This is a genomic window from Stenotrophomonas sp. A3_2 (assembly GCF_036624925.1).
GTDB lineage: Bacteria > Pseudomonadota > Gammaproteobacteria > Xanthomonadales > Xanthomonadaceae > Stenotrophomonas > Stenotrophomonas hibiscicola.
The window spans coordinates 1-16,867 of record NZ_JAZKVY010000218.1 but is presented as its reverse complement, the minus strand read 5'-3'; the positions used below and the strand labels follow the sequence as shown (position 1 = coordinate 16,867).

Here is a 16,867-nt window from a genome sequence, read left to right as displayed (position 1 = left end):
TAGAGCCACGCCATGCGTGGATGTGCCGACCAGGGTCGGCACCTACCAGACCTGCCGCATCGCCACCCGCAGATGCATTGGAAATCCCAGCGCGGCCTCTTCGGCCATCACCGACTGCAGCCCGGCATCCCACTCCGCCTCCGGCACTTCAACGAATCCTTCGCTGGCATAGAAAGGCGCATTCCACGGTACGTCGATCAACGTTGTCAGCACCGCTGACGCGTAGCCGTCGGCCCTGGCCTGTGCCAACGCATGGCGCAACAACGCGCGGCCATGGCCTTGCCGCCCGTGTGCAGGATCCACATCCATCTGCAGGACATGGAACTCGCCTGCCAGGTCGCCGGCCAGCAGGTAGCCGGCAACACCGCCGGCGGCGCCATCCACCACCCACAGCTGCCCACGCTCAAGGCCTTCCTGCAGCGTCGGCAGGTCCAGGCCGTGGCTGGCAAACACCGGATAGGCCTCGTGACCCCTCAGCAGTTCGCCGGCACGTTGTTCGATCGCCGGCAGCACACCCAGCTCATCGGTGCGCGGAACCCGTGGCTCAGGACTTCTTGACCGGGCGCTTCCAGCCATCGATGGTTTCCTGTCGTGCACGTGCCAGCGTCAGCTTGCCGTCCGGCGCGGTGCGGGTGATGACCGACCCGGCAGCGATGGTCGCGCCCTCGCCGATGGTGATCGGTGCCACCAGCGAGCTGTTGGAGCCGATGAAGGCGTTGTCGCCGATGGTGGTGGTCGACTTGTTCACGCCATCGTAGTTGCAGGTGATGGTGCCGGCACCGATGTTCACCCTGCTGCCGATCACCGCGTCGCCCAGATAGGTGAGGTGGTTGGCCTTGCTGCCCACACCGAGGGTGACCTTCTTGGTCTCGACGAAGTTGCCGACGTGCACGCCATCGGCCAGCACGGTGCCCGGGCGCAGCCGTGCGAACGGGCCAATCTGCGCAGCGCCTTCGGTGACCACGCCGTCCAGATCACAGTGCGCACGCACTTCGGTGCCTGGCCCCAGGTTGACGTCCTTCAGCCTGTTGAACGGGCCTACGGTGACGCCGTCACCGAGCACGATGTTGCCTTCAAGGACAACGTCGACATCGATCAGCACATCGCTGCCCACGGTGACGGTGCCACGGATATCCAGGCGTGCCGGGTCGCGCACGCGCGCGCCCTGTGCGCACAGTGCACGCACCGCACGGCGCTGCCAGGCGCGCTCCAGCTGCGACAGCTGCCAGGGATCATTTGCCCCCTCGGCCTCCTGCGCATCGGCGACCAGCGCCATCTCGGCCGGGGTGTACTCGTTCGCGGCGAACGCGAACACGTCAGTGAGGTAATACTCGCCCTGGGCGTTGCTGTTGGACAGCTGCGACAGCCAGCGGCGCAGCGCGGTCGACTCGGCGGCGATGATGCCGGTATTGATCGTGCGCACGCGCAGCTGGTCGTCAGTGGCGTCCTTCTGCTCGACGATGGAGCCGACCTTGCCCTCCGCATCGCGCAGCACGCGGCCGTAACCGGTCGGGTCATCGAGCTCGGCCACCAGCACCGCCAGGCGCCCCGGCTCCGACAGCAGGTGGCGCAGGGTCTGCGCACGGATCAGCGGCACATCGCCGTACAGCACCAGCACCTGCGCCGCATCGGGCACCTGCGGCATCGCCTGCGCCACGGCGTGGCCGGTGCCGAGCTGCTGCGCCTGTTCGGCCCACTGCAGGTCGGGCTGGTCGGCGAAATACTGCCGCACCGCCTCGCCACCATGGCCATGGACCACGTGGATCGCCGTAGGCTGCAACTCGCGGGCCACATCGATCACATGCGCCAGCATCGGCTGGCCGGCGATCGGCTGCAGCACTTTCGGCAGCACCGACTTCATGCGCTTGCCCGCGCCAGCGGCGAGGATGATGACGTGCAGGGGTTGGGTCATGGAAACGGCGGTCCGTGGTTCGTTGCAGATGATTCTAGAGCGTGGGCCGTTAACATGGGCATCCCGCCTCCTTCACCACGCTGATGGGCCTCGTCCGCCAGGGAAGCACCTATCTCGTCATCGGGCTCGTGCAGCTGCTGGTCGATTGGCTGGTGTTCGTGGCCGCCAGCGCGCTGGGCATGCCGGTCGCGCCGGCCAATATCACCGGCCGCTTGGCCGGCATGCTGCTGGGCTTCTGGCTCAACGGCCGCTACACCTTTGCCGAGGCCGGTGCCCGCAAGCTGGGATGGAAGCGATTCGCACGCTTCTTCGGGCTGTGGCTGCTGCTGACGGCAGCGAGCACGCTGCTGGTCAGCCTGGTCGACCAGGCGTTGGGCCTGCAGTACACGTGGCTGGCCAAGCCGCTGGTGGAAGGCGGGCTGGCCTGCGTGTCGTTCCTGTTGATGCGCTACGTGGTGTATCGCTGAGACGGGGCGGGATCCGGGATGCCGGATCGGGATCGGGATCGGGATCGGCATCCGCATCGGCATCGGTAGAGTCGACTGTCAGTCGACTGCTCTTCCATCAGGCCGCGAAATCCCGCGCTGCGCGCGGTAGTCGACTAACAGTCGACTCTACCCAGTCGGCGCTGCCCCGCCAGCACAAACAAGAACGCCGGCACAGGGCCGGCGTTCTCGTGGGTGCAGCGCGAACCTCAGTGCTTGAGATTCTTGCGCAGGCGTTCCAGTGCCTGCAGCTGGACGACGGCCTCGGCCAGCTTCTGCTGGGCTTCGGCCACTTCCATCGCTTCGCCGCGGTTGGCCAGGATGCGTTCGGCTTCTTCCTTGGCCTTGCGGACCGAGGCTTCGTCGATGTCCTGCGCGCGGATCGCGGTGTCGGCCAGCACGGTCACCACCTGCGGCTGCACTTCCAGGATACCGCCGGAGATGGCGAAATCCAGCTGCTCGCCATTCGGCGTGGTCACCACCACCTTGCCCGGCTTCAGGCGGGTGATCAGCGGCGCGTGCTTGGGCGCGATGCCCAGTTCGCCCAGCTCACCGGTGGCCACGACCAGGGTCGCTTCGCCACGGAAGATTTCCTGCTCGGCGCTGACGATGTCGCAACGGATCGTGCTCATGCAAATCTCTTCGCTGTTCGCGGCGGCGCAATGCCACCGTGGGGGTCCACCGGCGCGGGCGGTTGCCCGGCGCCGGCGTCAGGTCGGGCAGGATAGCTCCCGCCCGTCCCGGATCAGGCCTTCTCGGCCATCTTCTTGGCCTTCTCGACCGCTTCTTCGATGCCGCCGACCATGTAGAACGCCTGCTCCGGCAGGTGGTCGTACTCGCCATCGACGATGGCCTTGAAGCCACGGATGGTGTCCTTCAGCGGCACGTACTTGCCCGGCGAACCGGTGAACACTTCGGCCACGTGGAACGGCTGGCTGAAGAAGCGCTCGATCTTACGGGCGCGCGACACGGCCTGCTTGTCCTCTTCGGACAGTTCGTCCATGCCCAGGATCGCGATGATGTCCTTCAGTTCCTTGTACTTCTGCAGGGTCTGCTGGACGCGCTGGGCGGTGTCGTAGTGCTCGTGGCCGATGACCAGCGGATCCATCTGGCGGCTGGTGGAGTCCAGCGGATCGACGGCCGGGTAGATACCCAGCGAGGCGATCGAACGCGACAGGGTGACGGTCGAGTCCAGGTGGGCGAAGGTGGTCGCCGGCGACGGGTCGGTCAGGTCGTCCGCGGGAACGTAGACGGCCTGGATCGAGGTGATCGAGCCGTTCTTGGTCGAGGTGATGCGCTCCTGCAGGACGCCCATTTCCTCGGCCAGGGTCGGCTGGTAACCCACCGCGGACGGCATACGGCCCAGCAGTGCCGACACTTCGGTACCGGCCAGGGTGTAGCGGTAGATGTTGTCGACGAACAGCAGGACGTCCTTGCCCTTGCCGTTTTCGTCCTTCTCGTCGCGGAAGTACTCGGCCATGGTCAGGCCGGTCAGCGCGACGCGCAGGCGGTTGCCCGGCGGCTCGTTCATCTGGCCGTACACCATCGCCACCTTGTCCAGGACGTTGGAGTCCTTCATTTCGTGGTAGAAGTCGTTGCCCTCACGGGTACGCTCACCCACGCCGGCGAACACGGACAGGCCGCTGTGCGCCTTGGCGATGTTGTTGATCAGCTCCATCATGTTGACGGTCTTGCCGACGCCGGCGCCGCCGAACAGGCCGACCTTGCCGCCCTTGGCGAACGGGCACATCAGGTCGATGACCTTGATGCCGGTTTCCAGCAGCTCGGTGGCCGGGGACTGGTCTTCATACGACGGCGCAGCGCGGTGGATTTCCCAGTTGTCGCTGGCAGCGACCGGGCCGGCTTCGTCGATCGGACGGCCCAGCACGTCCATGATGCGGCCCAGGGTGCCGGCACCGACCGGCACCGAGATGCCACGGCCGGTGTTGACGGCAACCAGGTTGCGCTTCAGGCCGTCGGTGGAACCGAGGGCGATGGTACGCACCACGCCGTCACCCAGCTGCTGCTGGACTTCGAGGGTGATCTCGGTGTTTTCCACCTTCAGTGCGTCGTACACCTTCGGCACCGATTCACGCGGGAATTCGACGTCGACGACCGCGCCGATGATCTGAACGATCTTGCCCTGACTCATTGCTGCATCCTCTAATGTGTGCTTTGAACGAACGCGGTCAGACTGCTGCCGCGCCGCCGACGATTTCGGAGATTTCCTGGGTGATCGCTGCCTGGCGCGCCTTGTTGTAGACGAGCTGCAGGGTGCCGATCAGCTTGTTGGCGTTGTCGCTCGCCGCCTTCATCGCAACCATGCGTGCGGCATGCTCGGAGGCGACGTTTTCCAGCAGTGCCTGGTACACCAGCGACTCGATGTAACGCGTCATCACGTGCTCCAGCACGGTCGCGGCATCGGGTTCGTACAGGTAATCCCAGTCGTGGTGAGCGACCTGCTTCTCAGCCGGCGGCAGCGGCAGCAGCTGATCGAAGCTGGCCTTCTGCACCATGGTGTTCACGAAGCGGTTGTACACCAGGTACACGCGGTCGATCTTGCCTTCGGTGAAGGCGTCGAGCATGACCTTGATCACACCGATCAGCGATTCCAGCTTCGGCACGTCGCCGATGTGGGTCACGCTGCCGACCATGTTGACCTTCACGCGGCGGAAGAAGGTCGAAGCCTTCTGGCCGATGGTCACCAGGTCCACTTCGGCACCCTTGTCCTGCCATGCCTTGGCTTCGCCCAGCATCTTGCGGAACAGGTTGTTGTTCAGGCCGCCGGCCAGGCCGCGATCGGAGGAGATCACGATGAAACCGACCCGCTTGACCTGCTCGCGCTCGACCAGGAACGGATGCTGGTAGTCGGTGCTGGCCTGGGCCAGATGACCGATCACCTGCTTCATCGCCTGCGCGTACGGACGCGAGGTCTTCATCCGATCCTGCGCCTTGCGGATCTTGGAGGCCGAGACCATTTCCAGGGCGCGCGTCACCTTGCGGGTGTTCTGCACGCTCTTGATCTTGGTTTTGATTTCGCGTCCGCTTGCCATCTCTTGTTTCCCGTGGCGCGGGGCTGATGCCCCGCGTTGTTCAACCGTTTGTCATCTGGTCCAGCGGAGCCGGAGGCTCCGCTCTACAGGACCGCGATTACCAGCTGCCGGTGGTCTTGAACTCGGCGATGCCCTTCTTGAAGGCACCTTCGATGTCGTTGTCCCAACCGCCGGTGGCGTTGACCTTGCTGATCAGCTCGCCCTGGGTGTTGGCGAAGTGGGCGTGCAGGCCTTCTTCGAACGCCAGCAGCTTGTTGACCGGCACGTCGTCCAGGTAACCCTCGTTGACGGCGTAGATCGACAGCGCCTGGTTGGCGATCGACATCGGCGCGTACTGCTTCTGCTTCATCAGCTCGGTGACGCGCTGGCCACGCTCCAGCTGCTTGCGGGTCGCTTCGTCCAGGTCCGAGGCGAACTGCGCGAAGGCAGCCAGCTCACGGTACTGGGCCAGCGAGATACGGATACCGCCCGACAGCTTCTTGATGATCTTGGTCTGGGCCGAGCCACCGACGCGCGACACCGAGATACCGGCGTTCACGGCCGGGCGGATGCCGGCGTTGAACAGGTCGGTTTCCAGGAAGATCTGGCCGTCGGTGATCGAGATCACGTTGGTCGGAACGAACGCGGACACGTCGCCGGCCTGGGTTTCGATGATCGGCAGCGCGGTCAGCGAACCGGTCTTGCCGGTGACCTTGCCTTCGGTGAACTTCTCGACGTACTCCTCGGACACGCGGGCAGCGCGCTCGAGCAGACGGGAGTGCAGGTAGAACACGTCACCCGGGTAGGCTTCACGGCCCGGCGGACGCTTCAGCAGCAGCGAGATCTGGCGGTAGGCGACGGCCTGCTTGGACAGATCGTCGTACACGATCAGCGCGTCTTCACCGCGGTCCATGAAGTACTCACCCATGGTGCAGCCCGAGTAGGCGCTGATGTACTGCATGGCAGCCGATTCGGAAGCGGTCGCGGCCACCACGATGGTGTGGGCCAGCGCGCCGTTCTCTTCCAGCTTGCGCACGATGTTGGCGATGGTCGACGCCTTCTGGCCGATCGCAACGTACACGCACTTGATGCCGGTGCCCTTCTGGTTGATCACCGCATCGATCGCCATGGCGGTCTTGCCGGTCTGGCGGTCACCGATGATCAGCTCGCGCTGGCCACGGCCGATCGGGATCATCGAGTCGACCGACTTGTAACCGGTCTGCACCGGCTGGTCGACCGACTTGCGCCAGATCACGCCCGGAGCAACGCGCTCCACCGGAGCGGTCAGGTCGGTGCCCAGCGGGCCCTTGCCGTCGATCGGCTCGCCCAGCGCGTTCACGACGCGGCCCAGCAGTTCCGGACCGACCGGCACTTCCAGGATGCGACCGGTGGTCTTGGCGACGTCGCCTTCGCGCAGGTGCTCGTAGTCACCCAGGACCACGGCGCCGACCGAGTCGCGCTCCAGGTTCAGGGCCAGTGCGAAGGTGTTGTTCGGCAGTTCGATCATTTCGCCCTGCATCACGTCGGCCAGACCGAAGATGCGCACGATGCCGTCGGACACGCTGGTCACGGTGCCTTCGTTGCGCGATTCCGCGGCCAGCTTGACCTTCTCGATGCGGTTCTTGATCAGTTCGCTGATTTCGGAGGGGTTGAGCGTGGTTGCCATCGTCAAGTCCTAGTGCCGGCAGCGGGGCCGGACGTTAAATGAATTCAGTTAGCGAGCGCGGTCTGCAGACGGGCCAGCTTGCCCTTCAGCGAACCATCGATGACCACGTCGCCGGCGTCGATCACGGCGCCGCCGATCAGCGAGGCATCGACCGCGGTGGTCACGTCGACCTCGCGGTTGAAGCGCTTGCGCAGCGCGACCTTGATCGCATCCAGCTCAGCGGCCGACAGTTCGGCGGCCGAGGTGACGGTGGCCTTGACCACGTGCTCGGCTTCGGCGCGCAGGGCGTCGAACATGCCGGCGATTTCCGGCAGCAGCGGCAGACGGTGCGACTCGGCCAGGACGGCCAGGAAGCGCGAGTAGGTCTCGCCGTGCGACACCGGCGCCAGCAGGGCGACGGCGTCGTCACGACCCAGCTCCGGGTTGGCGAGCAGGGCCGCCACGCGCGGGTCGGCGGCGACGTGGGCGGAGAACGCCAGGGCGTCCGACCACGGCGCGAACGCGCCTTCGTCGCGCGCGGTCGCGAACGCGGCGCGGGCGTACGGGCGGGCAAGCGTGAGGGCCTGGCTCATCCTTAGATCTCCGAGGCCAGCTCGTCGAGCAGCGCCTTGTGGGCGTTGGCGTCGATTTCGCGCTTGAGCAGCTTTTCGGCACCGGTCACGGCCAGCGCGGACACCTGCTTGCGCAGATCTTCACGGGCACGGTTGGCGGCGGCGTCGATTTCAGCCTGGGCCAGTTCCTTCTGACGGGTGGCTTCGGTGATCGCTTCGTTACGGGCAGCATCAACGATCTGGTTGGCACGCGCGTGGGCCTGATCGATGATCTCGTTGGCCTTGGTGCGGGCTTCCTTCAGCGCTTCGTTGACCTTCTCCTGCGCCTGGGCCAGATCTTTCTGGCTGCGGTCGGCAGCAGCGAGGCCCTCAGCAATCTTCTGCTGGCGCTCCTCGATCGCGTTCATCAGCGGCGGCCAGATCTTGGTCGCGATGATCCAGATCAGACCAGCGAAGGCCAGCGCCTGCGCAAGAAGGGTGAAATTGATATTCATGGTTAGCTCGATCGCTGGTTTCGGGGTGGACGCGCCGCCGTAGCGGCACATCCGGCCTTCATCCGAAACCGGGTGCATCAGCACCCGGTCGTCTCAAACCGCTGTATCAGCCGGCCAGAGCCTTGGTGACGGCGCCAGCGAAGGCAGCCGACAGCGGGTTGGCGAAGGCCAGCAGCAGGCCAACGGCGACCGAGATGATGAACGCGGCGTCGATCAGGCCGGCGGTGATGAACATGCGGACCTGCAGGACCGGGATCAGTTCCGGCTGGCGGGCGGCCGACTCCAGGAACTTACCAGCCATGATGGCCAGACCCAGACCGGCGCCCAGCGCGGCCAGGCCGATCATGATGCCGACGGCAAGGGCGGTGGAGCTCTGAATCTGCGCGAAGTTGGTCAGGACGGCGAAGTACATGGTTATCTCCAGGAACTTAAGTTGCTAAGGGTGATGAAACGGATGAAGGTTGAAACGCGTTGAAGCTTGAAACTCAGTGAGCGTCTTCCGACAGGCTCAGGTACACGATCGACAGCATCATGAAGATGAAGGCCTGCAGCGGGATCACCAGCAGGTGGAACAGCATCCAGCCGAGGCCGAACACACCACCGGCAATGGCACCGAAGAAACCGGCACCACCCAGCACCCAGATCAGCAGGAACACGATTTCGCCGCCGAACATGTTGCCGAACAGTCGCATCGCCAGCGAGATCGGCTTGCTCAGCCACTCGACGATGTTGAGGATCAGGTTGAACGGCATCATCCACTTGCCGAACGGCGCCGTCAGGAATTCCTTGATGAAGCCGCCCAGGCCCTTGGACTTGAGCGCGAAGAACAGCATCAGGAAGAACACGCTGATGGCCATGCCCAGGGTGGCGTTGACGTCAGCGGTCGGGACCGGCTTCCAGTAGTGCACGCCCGCCCATTCCAGCGGCTTGGCGATGAAATCGGCCGGGATCATCTTCAGCAGATTCATCAGCAGAATCCAGAAGAAGATCGTGATGGCGATCGGCGTGACCAGCTTGCTCTTGCCGTGGTAGGTGTCCTTGGCCTGGCGGTCGACGAACTCCAGGCAGATCTCGACGAAGGCCTGCCACTTGCCCGGCACGCCGGCGGTGGCCTTGCGGGTCCCCAGCCAGAACGCGACCACGATCACCAGGCCCATCAGGACGGCGGTGAGGAAGGTATCGACGTGGATATGCCAGAACATACCCTCACCCTTGCCGACCGGCGCGGTCAGGTTGTGCAGGTGATGCTGGATGTAGCTGGTAGGGGTTAGAGCCTCGCCCGCCATGTGTCCGGAACCTTCAGTTAATTGAATTCTGTCAACGCCTGGCCATGGCCAGGACCTGGAACATCAAGCCGACGGCGATACCGGCCAACAGCGCCAACGCAGGCAGCTTGAAGACCAGGAACCCCACCAGCAGGACGCCGAAAACCACGACCCACTTGGCCACGATCGCAATGATCAGGCGAGCCATCGCCGATCCTGCGGCCACCGCACCTCCGCCCAGCGCCATCCGTGCTGCAACCCAGCCACCGGCCGAAATGGCCACACCAGACGCCAGCGCGCCGAGGGCATATTTCGGACCCACCAGCAGGAAGGCCAGGGCCAGGACAGCGACCGCGGCCAGCGGGTAGACCGCGGCGCGCAGCATCAGTCGCCGACCCGCGTCAACGGAGTTCAGCACAGGACGTCCCGCGTGGTTGCATGTGGAGGGTTGAGGCGGCTACAGCAGGGGGGGCCTCATCGAGCCGCCAAATTATAGCAATGGGACAATTTGCGAGACAACCGCTGCCTGTTCATCCCGGGAAGGCGCAAGTTGCGGTAACGGTTACATTTTTGCGTACCACCGGGGGGACAATGACGTCCGCACGATGTTGCACCGCAGTATTGAACTTTGGTCGCAGTCGACGGAACTTTCACCGGATGCGCCGGTCCGATTACTCGACCTGCCTGCAGCATCCTCGTCGGCTCCACCCCGCAGGTCCCACGATGGCCCCGAAGCCCGTCTCCGGGGCCATCTTTTTGCATCGTCGTGACAGCGCTGAACGGTGCACACGCCGTGGACCATACGTTCACGGATGGTGGACGGGCCTGTCCCGCACAGTGGTCTTCACTCTGATGAACCACTGCAAGGACTCTTCGATGCGCCCCGTACCCACCCTGCTCGCCCTCTCCCTGCTCGCTGCCGGCGCCTCGTTCGCCAATGCCGCCCACGCCGCCGAAGGCGACGACCGTTTTGCCCTGCGCCTGGGTGCGATGAACATCGACTCGGACAACACGCTCCGCGGCAACACCAACGTGGCCGGCCAGGACATCGGTTTCTCCGAGGACTTCAAGCTGGGTGGCAAGGAGTGGGAGCCGCGCATTGACGGCATGTTCCGCATCAGCAACCGCCAGCGCCTGCTGTTCAACTACTTCAAGTACGACAAGGACCGCCGCGAGACCCTCGGCCAGGACATCTCCTTCGGTGACGTCAGCGTGCCGTCCGGCAGCTTCGTCAAGGGCGAACTGAAGTACCAGGTGGCCAGCCTGGTCTATGACTACTCGGTGGTGGACACCGACACCTTCGACCTCGGCCTGCAGCTGGGTGCCGAGTACGCCAAGGTCAGCACCAAGGCCTACGCCGATCTGGGCACTGTCTATGAAGGCCAGTTCCTCAACGAGAAAACCGACGGCGTGGCGCCGGTGGTCGGTGCACGCTTGAGCTTCACCCCGTCCGAGAAGTGGATGATCACCCTGCAGGGCCAGTACCTCAACACGCGCTGGGGCAGCTTCGATGACTACAAGGGCGACCTGAGCCGCGCCAACGCCATCGTCGACTACCGCTTCACCAGGAACTTCGGCGTGTTCGCCGGCTACGACTGGTTCAAGCTTGATGCGGACAAGAAGGGCAGCGATGGCACCATCGGCCTGAAGCAGGAATTCAAGGGCCCGGTGGCCGGTATCAGCTTCGTGTTCTGACACCCGCCCCTTCCACGGCACTCTCTCTCCTGGCGCGGCCTCCGGAACATCGGGGCCGCGCTCTTTTGTGCTGTTTTTCCCTGCGTGCAGCAGCAAGAGCAGCTGGGTCGAGCACTGGAGGGAGCGGGGGCCGCGTGCGAATGTCCCCCGGTGCCGGCCTGAGGCCGTCACCTCCTCCTTTACTTCGCACACAGCCCCCGCTCCCTCCGCGTGTCAGGCATCCCGGCGGCCAGAGCACCGGCTCTCGACTATCCGCAAGCCGAGCCGCTGTGCGGGTGGCAGGCGTTTGGACAAAGTAAAGGAGGAGGCGACCGCCGCAGGCGAGTGACGGGGACATTTGCCCAAATGCCTGCCACCCGCGCGGCGGCCCGAACGCTCGCAATGAGAGTGATCGAGGCTCAACAAAAAACCCCGGCAAACGCCGGGGCTTTTCATTTGGAACGGCGCGGGCGCCTTACTTCTTCTTCGGCATGTACAGATCAGTGATCGTGCCGTCATAGATTTCCGACGCCATCGCCACCGACTCGCTCAGCGTCGGGTGGGCGTGGATGGTGTGGCCGATGTCTTCGGCTTCCGCACCCATCTCGATCGCCAGGCCGATCTCGGCCAGCAGGTCACCGGCGTGCACGCCGACGATCGCACCACCGATGATGCGGTGGGTCTCTTCGTCGAAGATCAGCTTGGTGAAGCCCTCGGTGCGGCCGATGCCGATCGCACGGCCACTGGCGGCCCACGGGAACTTGGCCACGCCGACCTTCAGGCCCTTGGCCTTGGCTTCGGTCTCGGTCACGCCGACCCAGGCGATTTCCGGGTTGGTGTAGGCCACCGACGGAATCACACGGGCCACCCACTCCTTCTTGTGGCCGGCAGCCACTTCGGCGGCCAGCTTGCCTTCGTGCGTGGCCTTGTGGGCCAGCATCGGGTTGCCGACGATGTCGCCGATGGCAAAGATGTGCGGCACGTTGGTGCGCATCTGGCGATCCACCGGGATGAAGCCACGCTCGGTGACCTGCACGCCGGCCTTCTCGGCATCGATCTTCTTGCCGTTCGGCGAACGCCCGACGGCCACCAGCACGCGGTCGAAGGTGCCCTGCGCCAGCGCAGGCGCCTGGCCTTCCTCGGCAGCTTCAAAGGTCACGGTGATGCCCTTGGCATCGGCGGTGACGCCCGAGGCCTTGGTCTTCAGGTGGACTTCGATGCCCTGCTTCTTCAGGCGATCGGCCAGCGGCTTGACCAGGTCCTTGTCGGCGCCCGGCATCAGCTGGTCCATGAACTCGACCACAGTGACCTTGCTGCCCAGCGCGCTGTACACGGTGGCCATTTCCAGGCCGATGATGCCGCCGCCGACGACCAGCAGCGAGCCCGGCACTTCGGCCAGCTCCAGCGCATCGGTGGAGTCCATCACGCGCGCGTCGTCCCACGGGAAGTTCGGCAGCTTCACCGCCTGCGAACCGGCAGCGATGATGCACTTCTGGAAGCGCAGCAGCTGGGTGCTGCCGTCAGCGGCGGTGATCTCCATCTCGTTGGCCGAGATGAACCTGCCGACGCCCTGCACGTTGCGGACCTTGCGCTGCTTGGCCATGCCGGCCAGGCCCTTGGTCAGCTGGTTGACGACCTTTTCCTTGTACTGGCGCAGCTTGTCCAGGGTGATGGTCGGCTTGCCGAACTCGACGCCGAAATCACCGGCATGGGCCACTTCGTCGATTACCGCAGCGGCGTGCAGCAGCGCCTTGGACGGAATGCAACCGACGTTGAGGCAGACGCCGCCGAGGCTGGCGTAGCGCTCGACCAGCACCGTATCCAGGCCGACGTCGGCGGCGCGGAAGGCGGCGGTGTAGCCGCCCGGGCCGGAGCCCAGCACGACCATTTCGCATTCGATGTCGGCCGGCTTGCCGCTGGACAGCGCCGGCTTCGGCGCAGCCGGTTCAGCCGGGGCGCGGTGCGATGGGGTCACCGGCGGCTTGCTGGCCGGAGCGGCCGCAGCCGGAGTCGGCGCAGCGGCCTTGGCCGGGGCTTCGGCGGCGCCTTCAGCGTCCAGCACCACGACCACGGCGCCTTCGGACAGGGTGTCGCCCAGCTTGACCTTGATTTCCTTGACCACGCCGGCAGCCGAGGACGGCACTTCCAGGGTGGCCTTGTCCGATTCCAGGGTCACCAGACCCTGATCCTTCTTCACCGTGTCGCCGACGGCGACCAACACTTCGATCACCGGCACATCGCTGTAATCGCCGATGTCGGGAACCTTGACTTCAATCGTGGCCATGGTGGGTTTTCCTCGTGCCCGACCGGCATGGCCGGTGGGCTGTCACTGCATCTGTTCACGCGGCCGCGCCAGGGGCTGCGGCCGCACGGTGGGGGCGAAGCGGTGCTTTACAGCAGCACGCGGCGCATGTCGGCCAGTACCTGGGACAGGTACGTGGTGAAGCGTGCGGCCAGGGCGCCGTCGATGACGCGGTGGTCGTAGCTCAGCGACAGCGGCAGCATCAGCTTCGGTGCGAATTCCTTGCCGTTCCAGACCGGCTGGATGGACGACTTGGAGACACCGAGGATGGCCACTTCCGGTGCATTGACGATCGGGGTGAACGCGGTGCCACCGATGCCGCCCAGCGAGCTGATCGAGAAGCAGCCGCCGCTCATGTCGGCCGGGCCGAGCTTGCCGTCGCGCGCCTTCTTGGCCAGTTCGCCGGTTTCCTGCGCGATCTGCACCACGCCCTTCTTGTCCACGTCGCGGATCACCGGCACGACCAGGCCGTTCGGCGTGTCGGCGGCGAAGCCGATGTGGAAGTACTTCTTCAGGGTCAGGTTTTCGCCGCTGGCATCGAGCGAGGCGTTGAATTCCGGGAACTTCTTCAGCGCCGCGGCGCTGGCCTTGATCAGGAAAGCAAGCATGGTCAGCTTGATGCCGGCCTTCTCGTTCTCCTTGTTCAGCGCCACGCGCAGCGCTTCCAGGTCGGTGATGTCGGCCTGGTCGAACTGGGTGACGTGCGGGATCATCGCCCAGTTGCGGGCCAGGTTCGCGCCGGAGATCTTCTTGATGCGCGACAGCGGCTGGACTTCGGTCTCGCCGAACTTGCTGAAGTCGACCTTCGGCCAGGGCAGCAGGTTCAGGCCACCACCGGCAGCGACGGCAGCACCGCCGGCAGCCGGCACGCCACCGCTGAGCGCGGCCTTGACGAACTTCTGCACGTCAGCCTTGGTGATGCGGCCGCCCTTCTCGGTGCCGTTGATCTGCAGCAGGTCCACGCCCAGTTCGCGGGCGAACACACGCACCGCCGGGGTGGCATACGGCACCTTGGCCGGCAGCACGCCATCAGCGTTGAACTGCACCGGCGGGCTGGACGGGGTACCGGCCGAGGCGATCTCGCGGGCCGCCAGCTTGTCCGGCTGCGCCGGCACGGCGACCGGCTCGACCTTGGTGGCTGTCTCAGCGGCTGCAGGCGCGGCGGCAGCGGCGGCCTTGGTCGGTGCCGGCGCGGCAGCGCCCTCGGCCTCGATGATCGCAACCACATCGCCCTGCGACAGGTTGTCGCCGACCTTGACCTTGATCTCCTTGACCACACCGGCCACCGAGGACGGCACTTCCATGGTGGCCTTGTCGCTTTCCAGCGTGACCAGGCCCTGGTCCTTCTTGACCGTGTCGCCAACGGCGACCAGGACTTCGATGACCGGAATGCCGGCGTAGTCGCCGATGTCCGGCACCAGCGCTTCAACGGCACCACCGCTGGCAGCCGGGGCAGCTGCGGCCGGGGCCGGCGCGCTCTGGGTAGCGGCAGCCGGGGCAGCGGCCTTGGCCGGCGCCGGCGCGGCAGCCGCCGGCTTGGCGGCTTCCGCTTCGCCTTCAGCCACTTCGATCAGGGCCACGACCTTGCCTTCGGACAGGCTGTCGCCCACCTTGACCTTCAGCTCCTTGACCACGCCAGCCACCGAGGACGGCACTTCCATGGTCGCCTTGTCGCTTTCCAGCGTCACCAGCCCCTGGTCCTTCTTGACCGTGTCGCCGACGGCGACAAGCACCTCGATTACCGGGATATCGCTGTAGTCACCGATATCGGGGACAAGTGCTTCCTTGATTTCGGCCATGGGGATAACTCCGGCAATCTGGTGTAGGGAAACGTCTATTGTGCGGCCAGCGGGGTCCAGCGCCAACCGTTACAGGTGTTTTCAGTACGCACGCAGCCGGGACACGCTGTTGCCCATGGGTTGCGCCTGCCACCAGTCGGTAGCGTATTGTCCCTACGATGTCCGCTTCATGTCGCCAGTGCGTCTGCCACCGGCTGCCAGGCCTGGCGCAGGCGCGGCAGCGACCAGGCCGCATTGGCCGGGCTGGTCGACGGCAGTACCACCCGTTTCGGCGGGGCCTCCAACCGTGGCAGCACCCAACGCTGGAATGCCTGCGCTGACGCGGCGCCATTGCAGCCGACCAGCTTCAGCTCGGGCAACGCGGCGATCAGTTCCGGCAGTGCATTGGGCACTTCCGTGCCACGCACGATGTCCGCATCCAGACTGCCCCGGCGCTCACAGCGGCCGATCACATCCCACAGGCCGATGCCTGCGGCGTTCAACGCCTGCAGCCGCGCTGCATAGGGCAGATCCGCACTGAAGCCACAGATATCGGCCATCAACGGCCAGAAACGGTTGCGCGGATGCGCGTAGTAGCGCTGCTCCTGCAGCGACGCCACGCCTGGCATCGAGCCCAGCAGCAGCACGCGGCACTGCACGTTCACCTGCGCTTGCAGGCCAATGCACAACGTTGCTTCGCTCACATCTTCTCCAACTGCATGAATGTCAGCGAGGGCCGAAAACCCCATGAATGCAGGCATTCCGCACCCGTCGCTGAACAAGGAAAACTATTTTTTAACGTGCGTCGGATTCGATTCATGTTGGGGCGACTACGGTGTGCTCGCCCCGCAACCGGGGGCCCAAAACAAGAAACATTAGGAGATACCCCCATGCGCTCCATCCGTATCCTGAGTCTCGCCCTGCTGACCTCCGCCGCCTTTGCACCGGCCGCTTTCGCCCAGGACAGCAGCAGCACCGACACTGCCTCGGGCAAGCATTTTGCCGTGGTTGGCGGCATCTCGCTGCTGGAACCGAAGAACGACCCGATCACCGGCGTGAAGAAGACCGATGGCGGCCCGGCGCCGACCGTCAGCTTCAGCTACTACATCAACGATAACTGGGCCGTTGAACTGTGGGGCGCTGCCGACAAGTTCGAAAACAAGTTCAAGGGCCCGAACAACGCCCGCCTGGGCTCGGTCGAGCAGCAGCCGGTCGCGCTGAGCGGCCAGTACCACTTCGGCCAGGCAGACAACGTGTTCCGCCCGTTCGTGGGCGTGGGCTACTACCAGTCGAGCTTCAGCAACGAGAAGCTGGGCAACGGCGCTGACACCGACATCCGCTTCAAGGATGCCAAGGGCGTGATCGGTACCGTCGGCGTGGACATGAACATCAACTCCACCTGGTTCGCCCGTGCCGACGCCCGCTACATGCGCGCCCGCCCGGACGTGAAGGTTGGCGGCGAAAAGATCGGCGAAGCCAAGATGGATCCGTGGACCGTCGGCTTCGGCATCGGCGCCCGCTTCTGATCCAGGCTGCACCTGCTTCACTGATGTAACGCGACGGGCCCTTCGGGGCCCGTCGTCGTTTCCGTCACCCGCGTTCCACCTGTAGAGCCGAGCCCCAGGGCGGGGGGGTTTTTGTAGAGGCGGGCCCCAGCGCGACGATAGGGGAAGCCGCCCCGCCAGGGGGCGGGGCGAGACAAACACGG

Annotated in this window: 17 protein-coding genes; 3 read left to right on the top strand and 14 right to left on the bottom strand. The window is 65.2% G+C overall.

The genetic code is table 11. From position 1 onward, the window contains the following. Window positions 1–42: 42 nt before the first annotated feature. Together R5H29_RS07500 and glmU are read right to left on the bottom strand one after the other, a co-directional pair. Window positions 43–576 (bottom strand): GNAT family N-acetyltransferase, encoded by a 534-nt coding sequence (locus tag R5H29_RS07500; protein ID WP_332329000.1) that lies wholly within the window; start codon window positions 574–576, stop codon window positions 43–45. After that, window positions 545–1,912, bottom strand: coding sequence for a bifunctional UDP-N-acetylglucosamine diphosphorylase/glucosamine-1-phosphate N-acetyltransferase GlmU (gene glmU, locus R5H29_RS07495; RefSeq protein WP_164144584.1), 1,368 nt, complete (start codon window positions 1,910–1,912; stop codon window positions 545–547). Before glmU ends, R5H29_RS07500 begins: the two co-directional genes overlap by 32 nt. 83 nt (window positions 1,913–1,995) lie before the next feature. Here glmU and R5H29_RS07490 point away from each other — a divergent pair, with 83 nt between their 5' ends. Beyond that, complete coding sequence (locus tag R5H29_RS07490; protein ID WP_019660729.1) at window positions 1,996–2,379, top strand: GtrA family protein; 384 nt, start codon at window positions 1,996–1,998, stop codon at window positions 2,377–2,379. 227 nt (window positions 2,380–2,606) lie between these two features. Here R5H29_RS07490 and R5H29_RS07485 read toward each other — a convergent pair whose 3' ends face one another. From R5H29_RS07485 to R5H29_RS07445, 9 genes are all read right to left on the bottom strand, one after another. After that, complete coding sequence (locus tag R5H29_RS07485) at window positions 2,607–3,029, bottom strand: F0F1 ATP synthase subunit epsilon (protein ID WP_005419509.1); 423 nt, start codon at window positions 3,027–3,029, stop codon at window positions 2,607–2,609. A gap of 113 nt (window positions 3,030–3,142) precedes the next feature. Beyond that, window positions 3,143–4,549: a F0F1 ATP synthase subunit beta gene (gene atpD / locus R5H29_RS07480; RefSeq protein WP_005419510.1), complete on the bottom strand. Its 1,407-nt coding sequence runs from the start codon at window positions 4,547–4,549 to the stop codon at window positions 3,143–3,145. Between the two features lie 37 nt (window positions 4,550–4,586). Then, window positions 4,587–5,450 (bottom strand): F0F1 ATP synthase subunit gamma, encoded by an 864-nt coding sequence (gene atpG, locus R5H29_RS07475; protein ID WP_005411129.1) that lies wholly within the window; start codon window positions 5,448–5,450, stop codon window positions 4,587–4,589. A 97-nt stretch (window positions 5,451–5,547) separates the two neighbouring features. Beyond that, window positions 5,548–7,095 (bottom strand): F0F1 ATP synthase subunit alpha, encoded by a 1,548-nt coding sequence (gene atpA, locus R5H29_RS07470; protein ID WP_005419511.1) that lies wholly within the window; start codon window positions 7,093–7,095, stop codon window positions 5,548–5,550. 44 nt (window positions 7,096–7,139) lie between these two features. Then, window positions 7,140–7,667 (bottom strand): F0F1 ATP synthase subunit delta, encoded by a 528-nt coding sequence (locus tag R5H29_RS07465; RefSeq protein WP_019660730.1) that lies wholly within the window; start codon window positions 7,665–7,667, stop codon window positions 7,140–7,142. Between the two features lie 2 nt (window positions 7,668–7,669). Beyond that, window positions 7,670–8,140: a F0F1 ATP synthase subunit B gene (locus R5H29_RS07460; RefSeq protein ID WP_005419512.1), complete on the bottom strand. Its 471-nt coding sequence runs from the start codon at window positions 8,138–8,140 to the stop codon at window positions 7,670–7,672. Between the two features lie 106 nt (window positions 8,141–8,246). After that, window positions 8,247–8,552, bottom strand: coding sequence for a F0F1 ATP synthase subunit C (gene atpE, locus R5H29_RS07455; protein WP_005411133.1), 306 nt, complete (start codon window positions 8,550–8,552; stop codon window positions 8,247–8,249). Window positions 8,553–8,625: 73 nt separating this feature from the next. Further along, window positions 8,626–9,426 carry a F0F1 ATP synthase subunit A gene (atpB, locus tag R5H29_RS07450; protein ID WP_005411134.1) on the bottom strand — a complete coding sequence of 267 codons (801 nt, stop codon included), beginning with the start codon at window positions 9,424–9,426 and terminating at the stop codon, window positions 8,626–8,628. A gap of 31 nt (window positions 9,427–9,457) precedes the next feature. After that, window positions 9,458–9,823, bottom strand: a complete 366-nt coding sequence (locus R5H29_RS07445) for a hypothetical protein (RefSeq protein WP_014648497.1) — start codon at window positions 9,821–9,823, stop codon at window positions 9,458–9,460. A gap of 458 nt (window positions 9,824–10,281) precedes the next feature. On the opposite strand from R5H29_RS07445, the gene R5H29_RS07440 reads away from it, so the two are divergent. Next, window positions 10,282–11,100 (top strand): hypothetical protein, encoded by an 819-nt coding sequence (locus R5H29_RS07440; RefSeq protein WP_019660733.1) that lies wholly within the window; start codon window positions 10,282–10,284, stop codon window positions 11,098–11,100. A gap of 454 nt (window positions 11,101–11,554) precedes the next feature. Here R5H29_RS07440 and lpdA read toward each other — a convergent pair whose 3' ends face one another. The 3 genes from lpdA to R5H29_RS07425 all read right to left on the bottom strand — a co-directional run bounded on the left by lpdA (window position 11,555) and on the right by R5H29_RS07425 (window position 15,863). Continuing rightward, the gene (gene lpdA, locus R5H29_RS07435; RefSeq protein WP_019660734.1) at window positions 11,555–13,363 is read right to left on the bottom strand and encodes a dihydrolipoyl dehydrogenase; all 1,809 of its coding nucleotides are present in this window, start codon (window positions 13,361–13,363) and stop codon (window positions 11,555–11,557) included. A gap of 107 nt (window positions 13,364–13,470) precedes the next feature. After that, a complete protein-coding gene (aceF, locus tag R5H29_RS07430) occupies window positions 13,471–15,180 on the bottom strand; it encodes a dihydrolipoyllysine-residue acetyltransferase (protein WP_111102934.1) in 1,710 nt (569 codons plus the stop codon). A gap of 167 nt (window positions 15,181–15,347) precedes the next feature. Further along, window positions 15,348–15,863, bottom strand: a complete 516-nt coding sequence (locus R5H29_RS07425; RefSeq protein WP_058978691.1) for a DNA-deoxyinosine glycosylase — start codon at window positions 15,861–15,863, stop codon at window positions 15,348–15,350. Between the two features lie 186 nt (window positions 15,864–16,049). Here R5H29_RS07425 and R5H29_RS07420 point away from each other — a divergent pair, with 186 nt between their 5' ends. Beyond that, window positions 16,050–16,685, top strand: coding sequence for an OmpW family protein (locus tag R5H29_RS07420; protein ID WP_019660737.1), 636 nt, complete (start codon window positions 16,050–16,052; stop codon window positions 16,683–16,685). Window positions 16,686–16,867: the final 182 nt, after the last annotated feature.

What these genes read in the sequence shown, in the direction of transcription:
- R5H29_RS07500 (WP_332329000.1), bottom strand. Translation starts at nt 576, where the DNA reads ATGGCTGGAAGCGCCCGGTCAAGAAGTCCTGAGCCACGGGTTCCGCGC.
- glmU (WP_164144584.1), bottom strand. Translation starts at nt 1,912, where the DNA reads ATGACCCAACCCCTGCACGTCATCATCCTCGCCGCTGGCGCGGGCAAG.
- R5H29_RS07490 (WP_019660729.1), top strand. Translation starts at nt 1,996, where the DNA reads ATGGGCCTCGTCCGCCAGGGAAGCACCTATCTCGTCATCGGGCTCGTG.
- R5H29_RS07485 (WP_005419509.1), bottom strand. Translation starts at nt 3,029, where the DNA reads ATGAGCACGATCCGTTGCGACATCGTCAGCGCCGAGCAGGAAATCTTC.
- atpD (WP_005419510.1), bottom strand. Translation starts at nt 4,549, where the DNA reads ATGAGTCAGGGCAAGATCGTTCAGATCATCGGCGCGGTCGTCGACGTC.
- atpG (WP_005411129.1), bottom strand. Translation starts at nt 5,450, where the DNA reads ATGGCAAGCGGACGCGAAATCAAAACCAAGATCAAGAGCGTGCAGAAC.
- atpA (WP_005419511.1), bottom strand. Translation starts at nt 7,095, where the DNA reads ATGGCAACCACGCTCAACCCCTCCGAAATCAGCGAACTGATCAAGAAC.
- R5H29_RS07465 (WP_019660730.1), bottom strand. Translation starts at nt 7,667, where the DNA reads ATGAGCCAGGCCCTCACGCTTGCCCGCCCGTACGCCCGCGCCGCGTTC.
- R5H29_RS07460 (WP_005419512.1), bottom strand. Translation starts at nt 8,140, where the DNA reads ATGAATATCAATTTCACCCTTCTTGCGCAGGCGCTGGCCTTCGCTGGT.
- atpE (WP_005411133.1), bottom strand. Translation starts at nt 8,552, where the DNA reads ATGTACTTCGCCGTCCTGACCAACTTCGCGCAGATTCAGAGCTCCACC.
- atpB (WP_005411134.1), bottom strand. Translation starts at nt 9,426, where the DNA reads ATGGCGGGCGAGGCTCTAACCCCTACCAGCTACATCCAGCATCACCTG.
- R5H29_RS07440 (WP_019660733.1), top strand. Translation starts at nt 10,282, where the DNA reads ATGCGCCCCGTACCCACCCTGCTCGCCCTCTCCCTGCTCGCTGCCGGC.
- lpdA (WP_019660734.1), bottom strand. Translation starts at nt 13,363, where the DNA reads ATGGCCACGATTGAAGTCAAGGTTCCCGACATCGGCGATTACAGCGAT.
- aceF (WP_111102934.1), bottom strand. Translation starts at nt 15,180, where the DNA reads ATGGCCGAAATCAAGGAAGCACTTGTCCCCGATATCGGTGACTACAGC.
- R5H29_RS07420 (WP_019660737.1), top strand. Translation starts at nt 16,050, where the DNA reads ATGCGCTCCATCCGTATCCTGAGTCTCGCCCTGCTGACCTCCGCCGCC.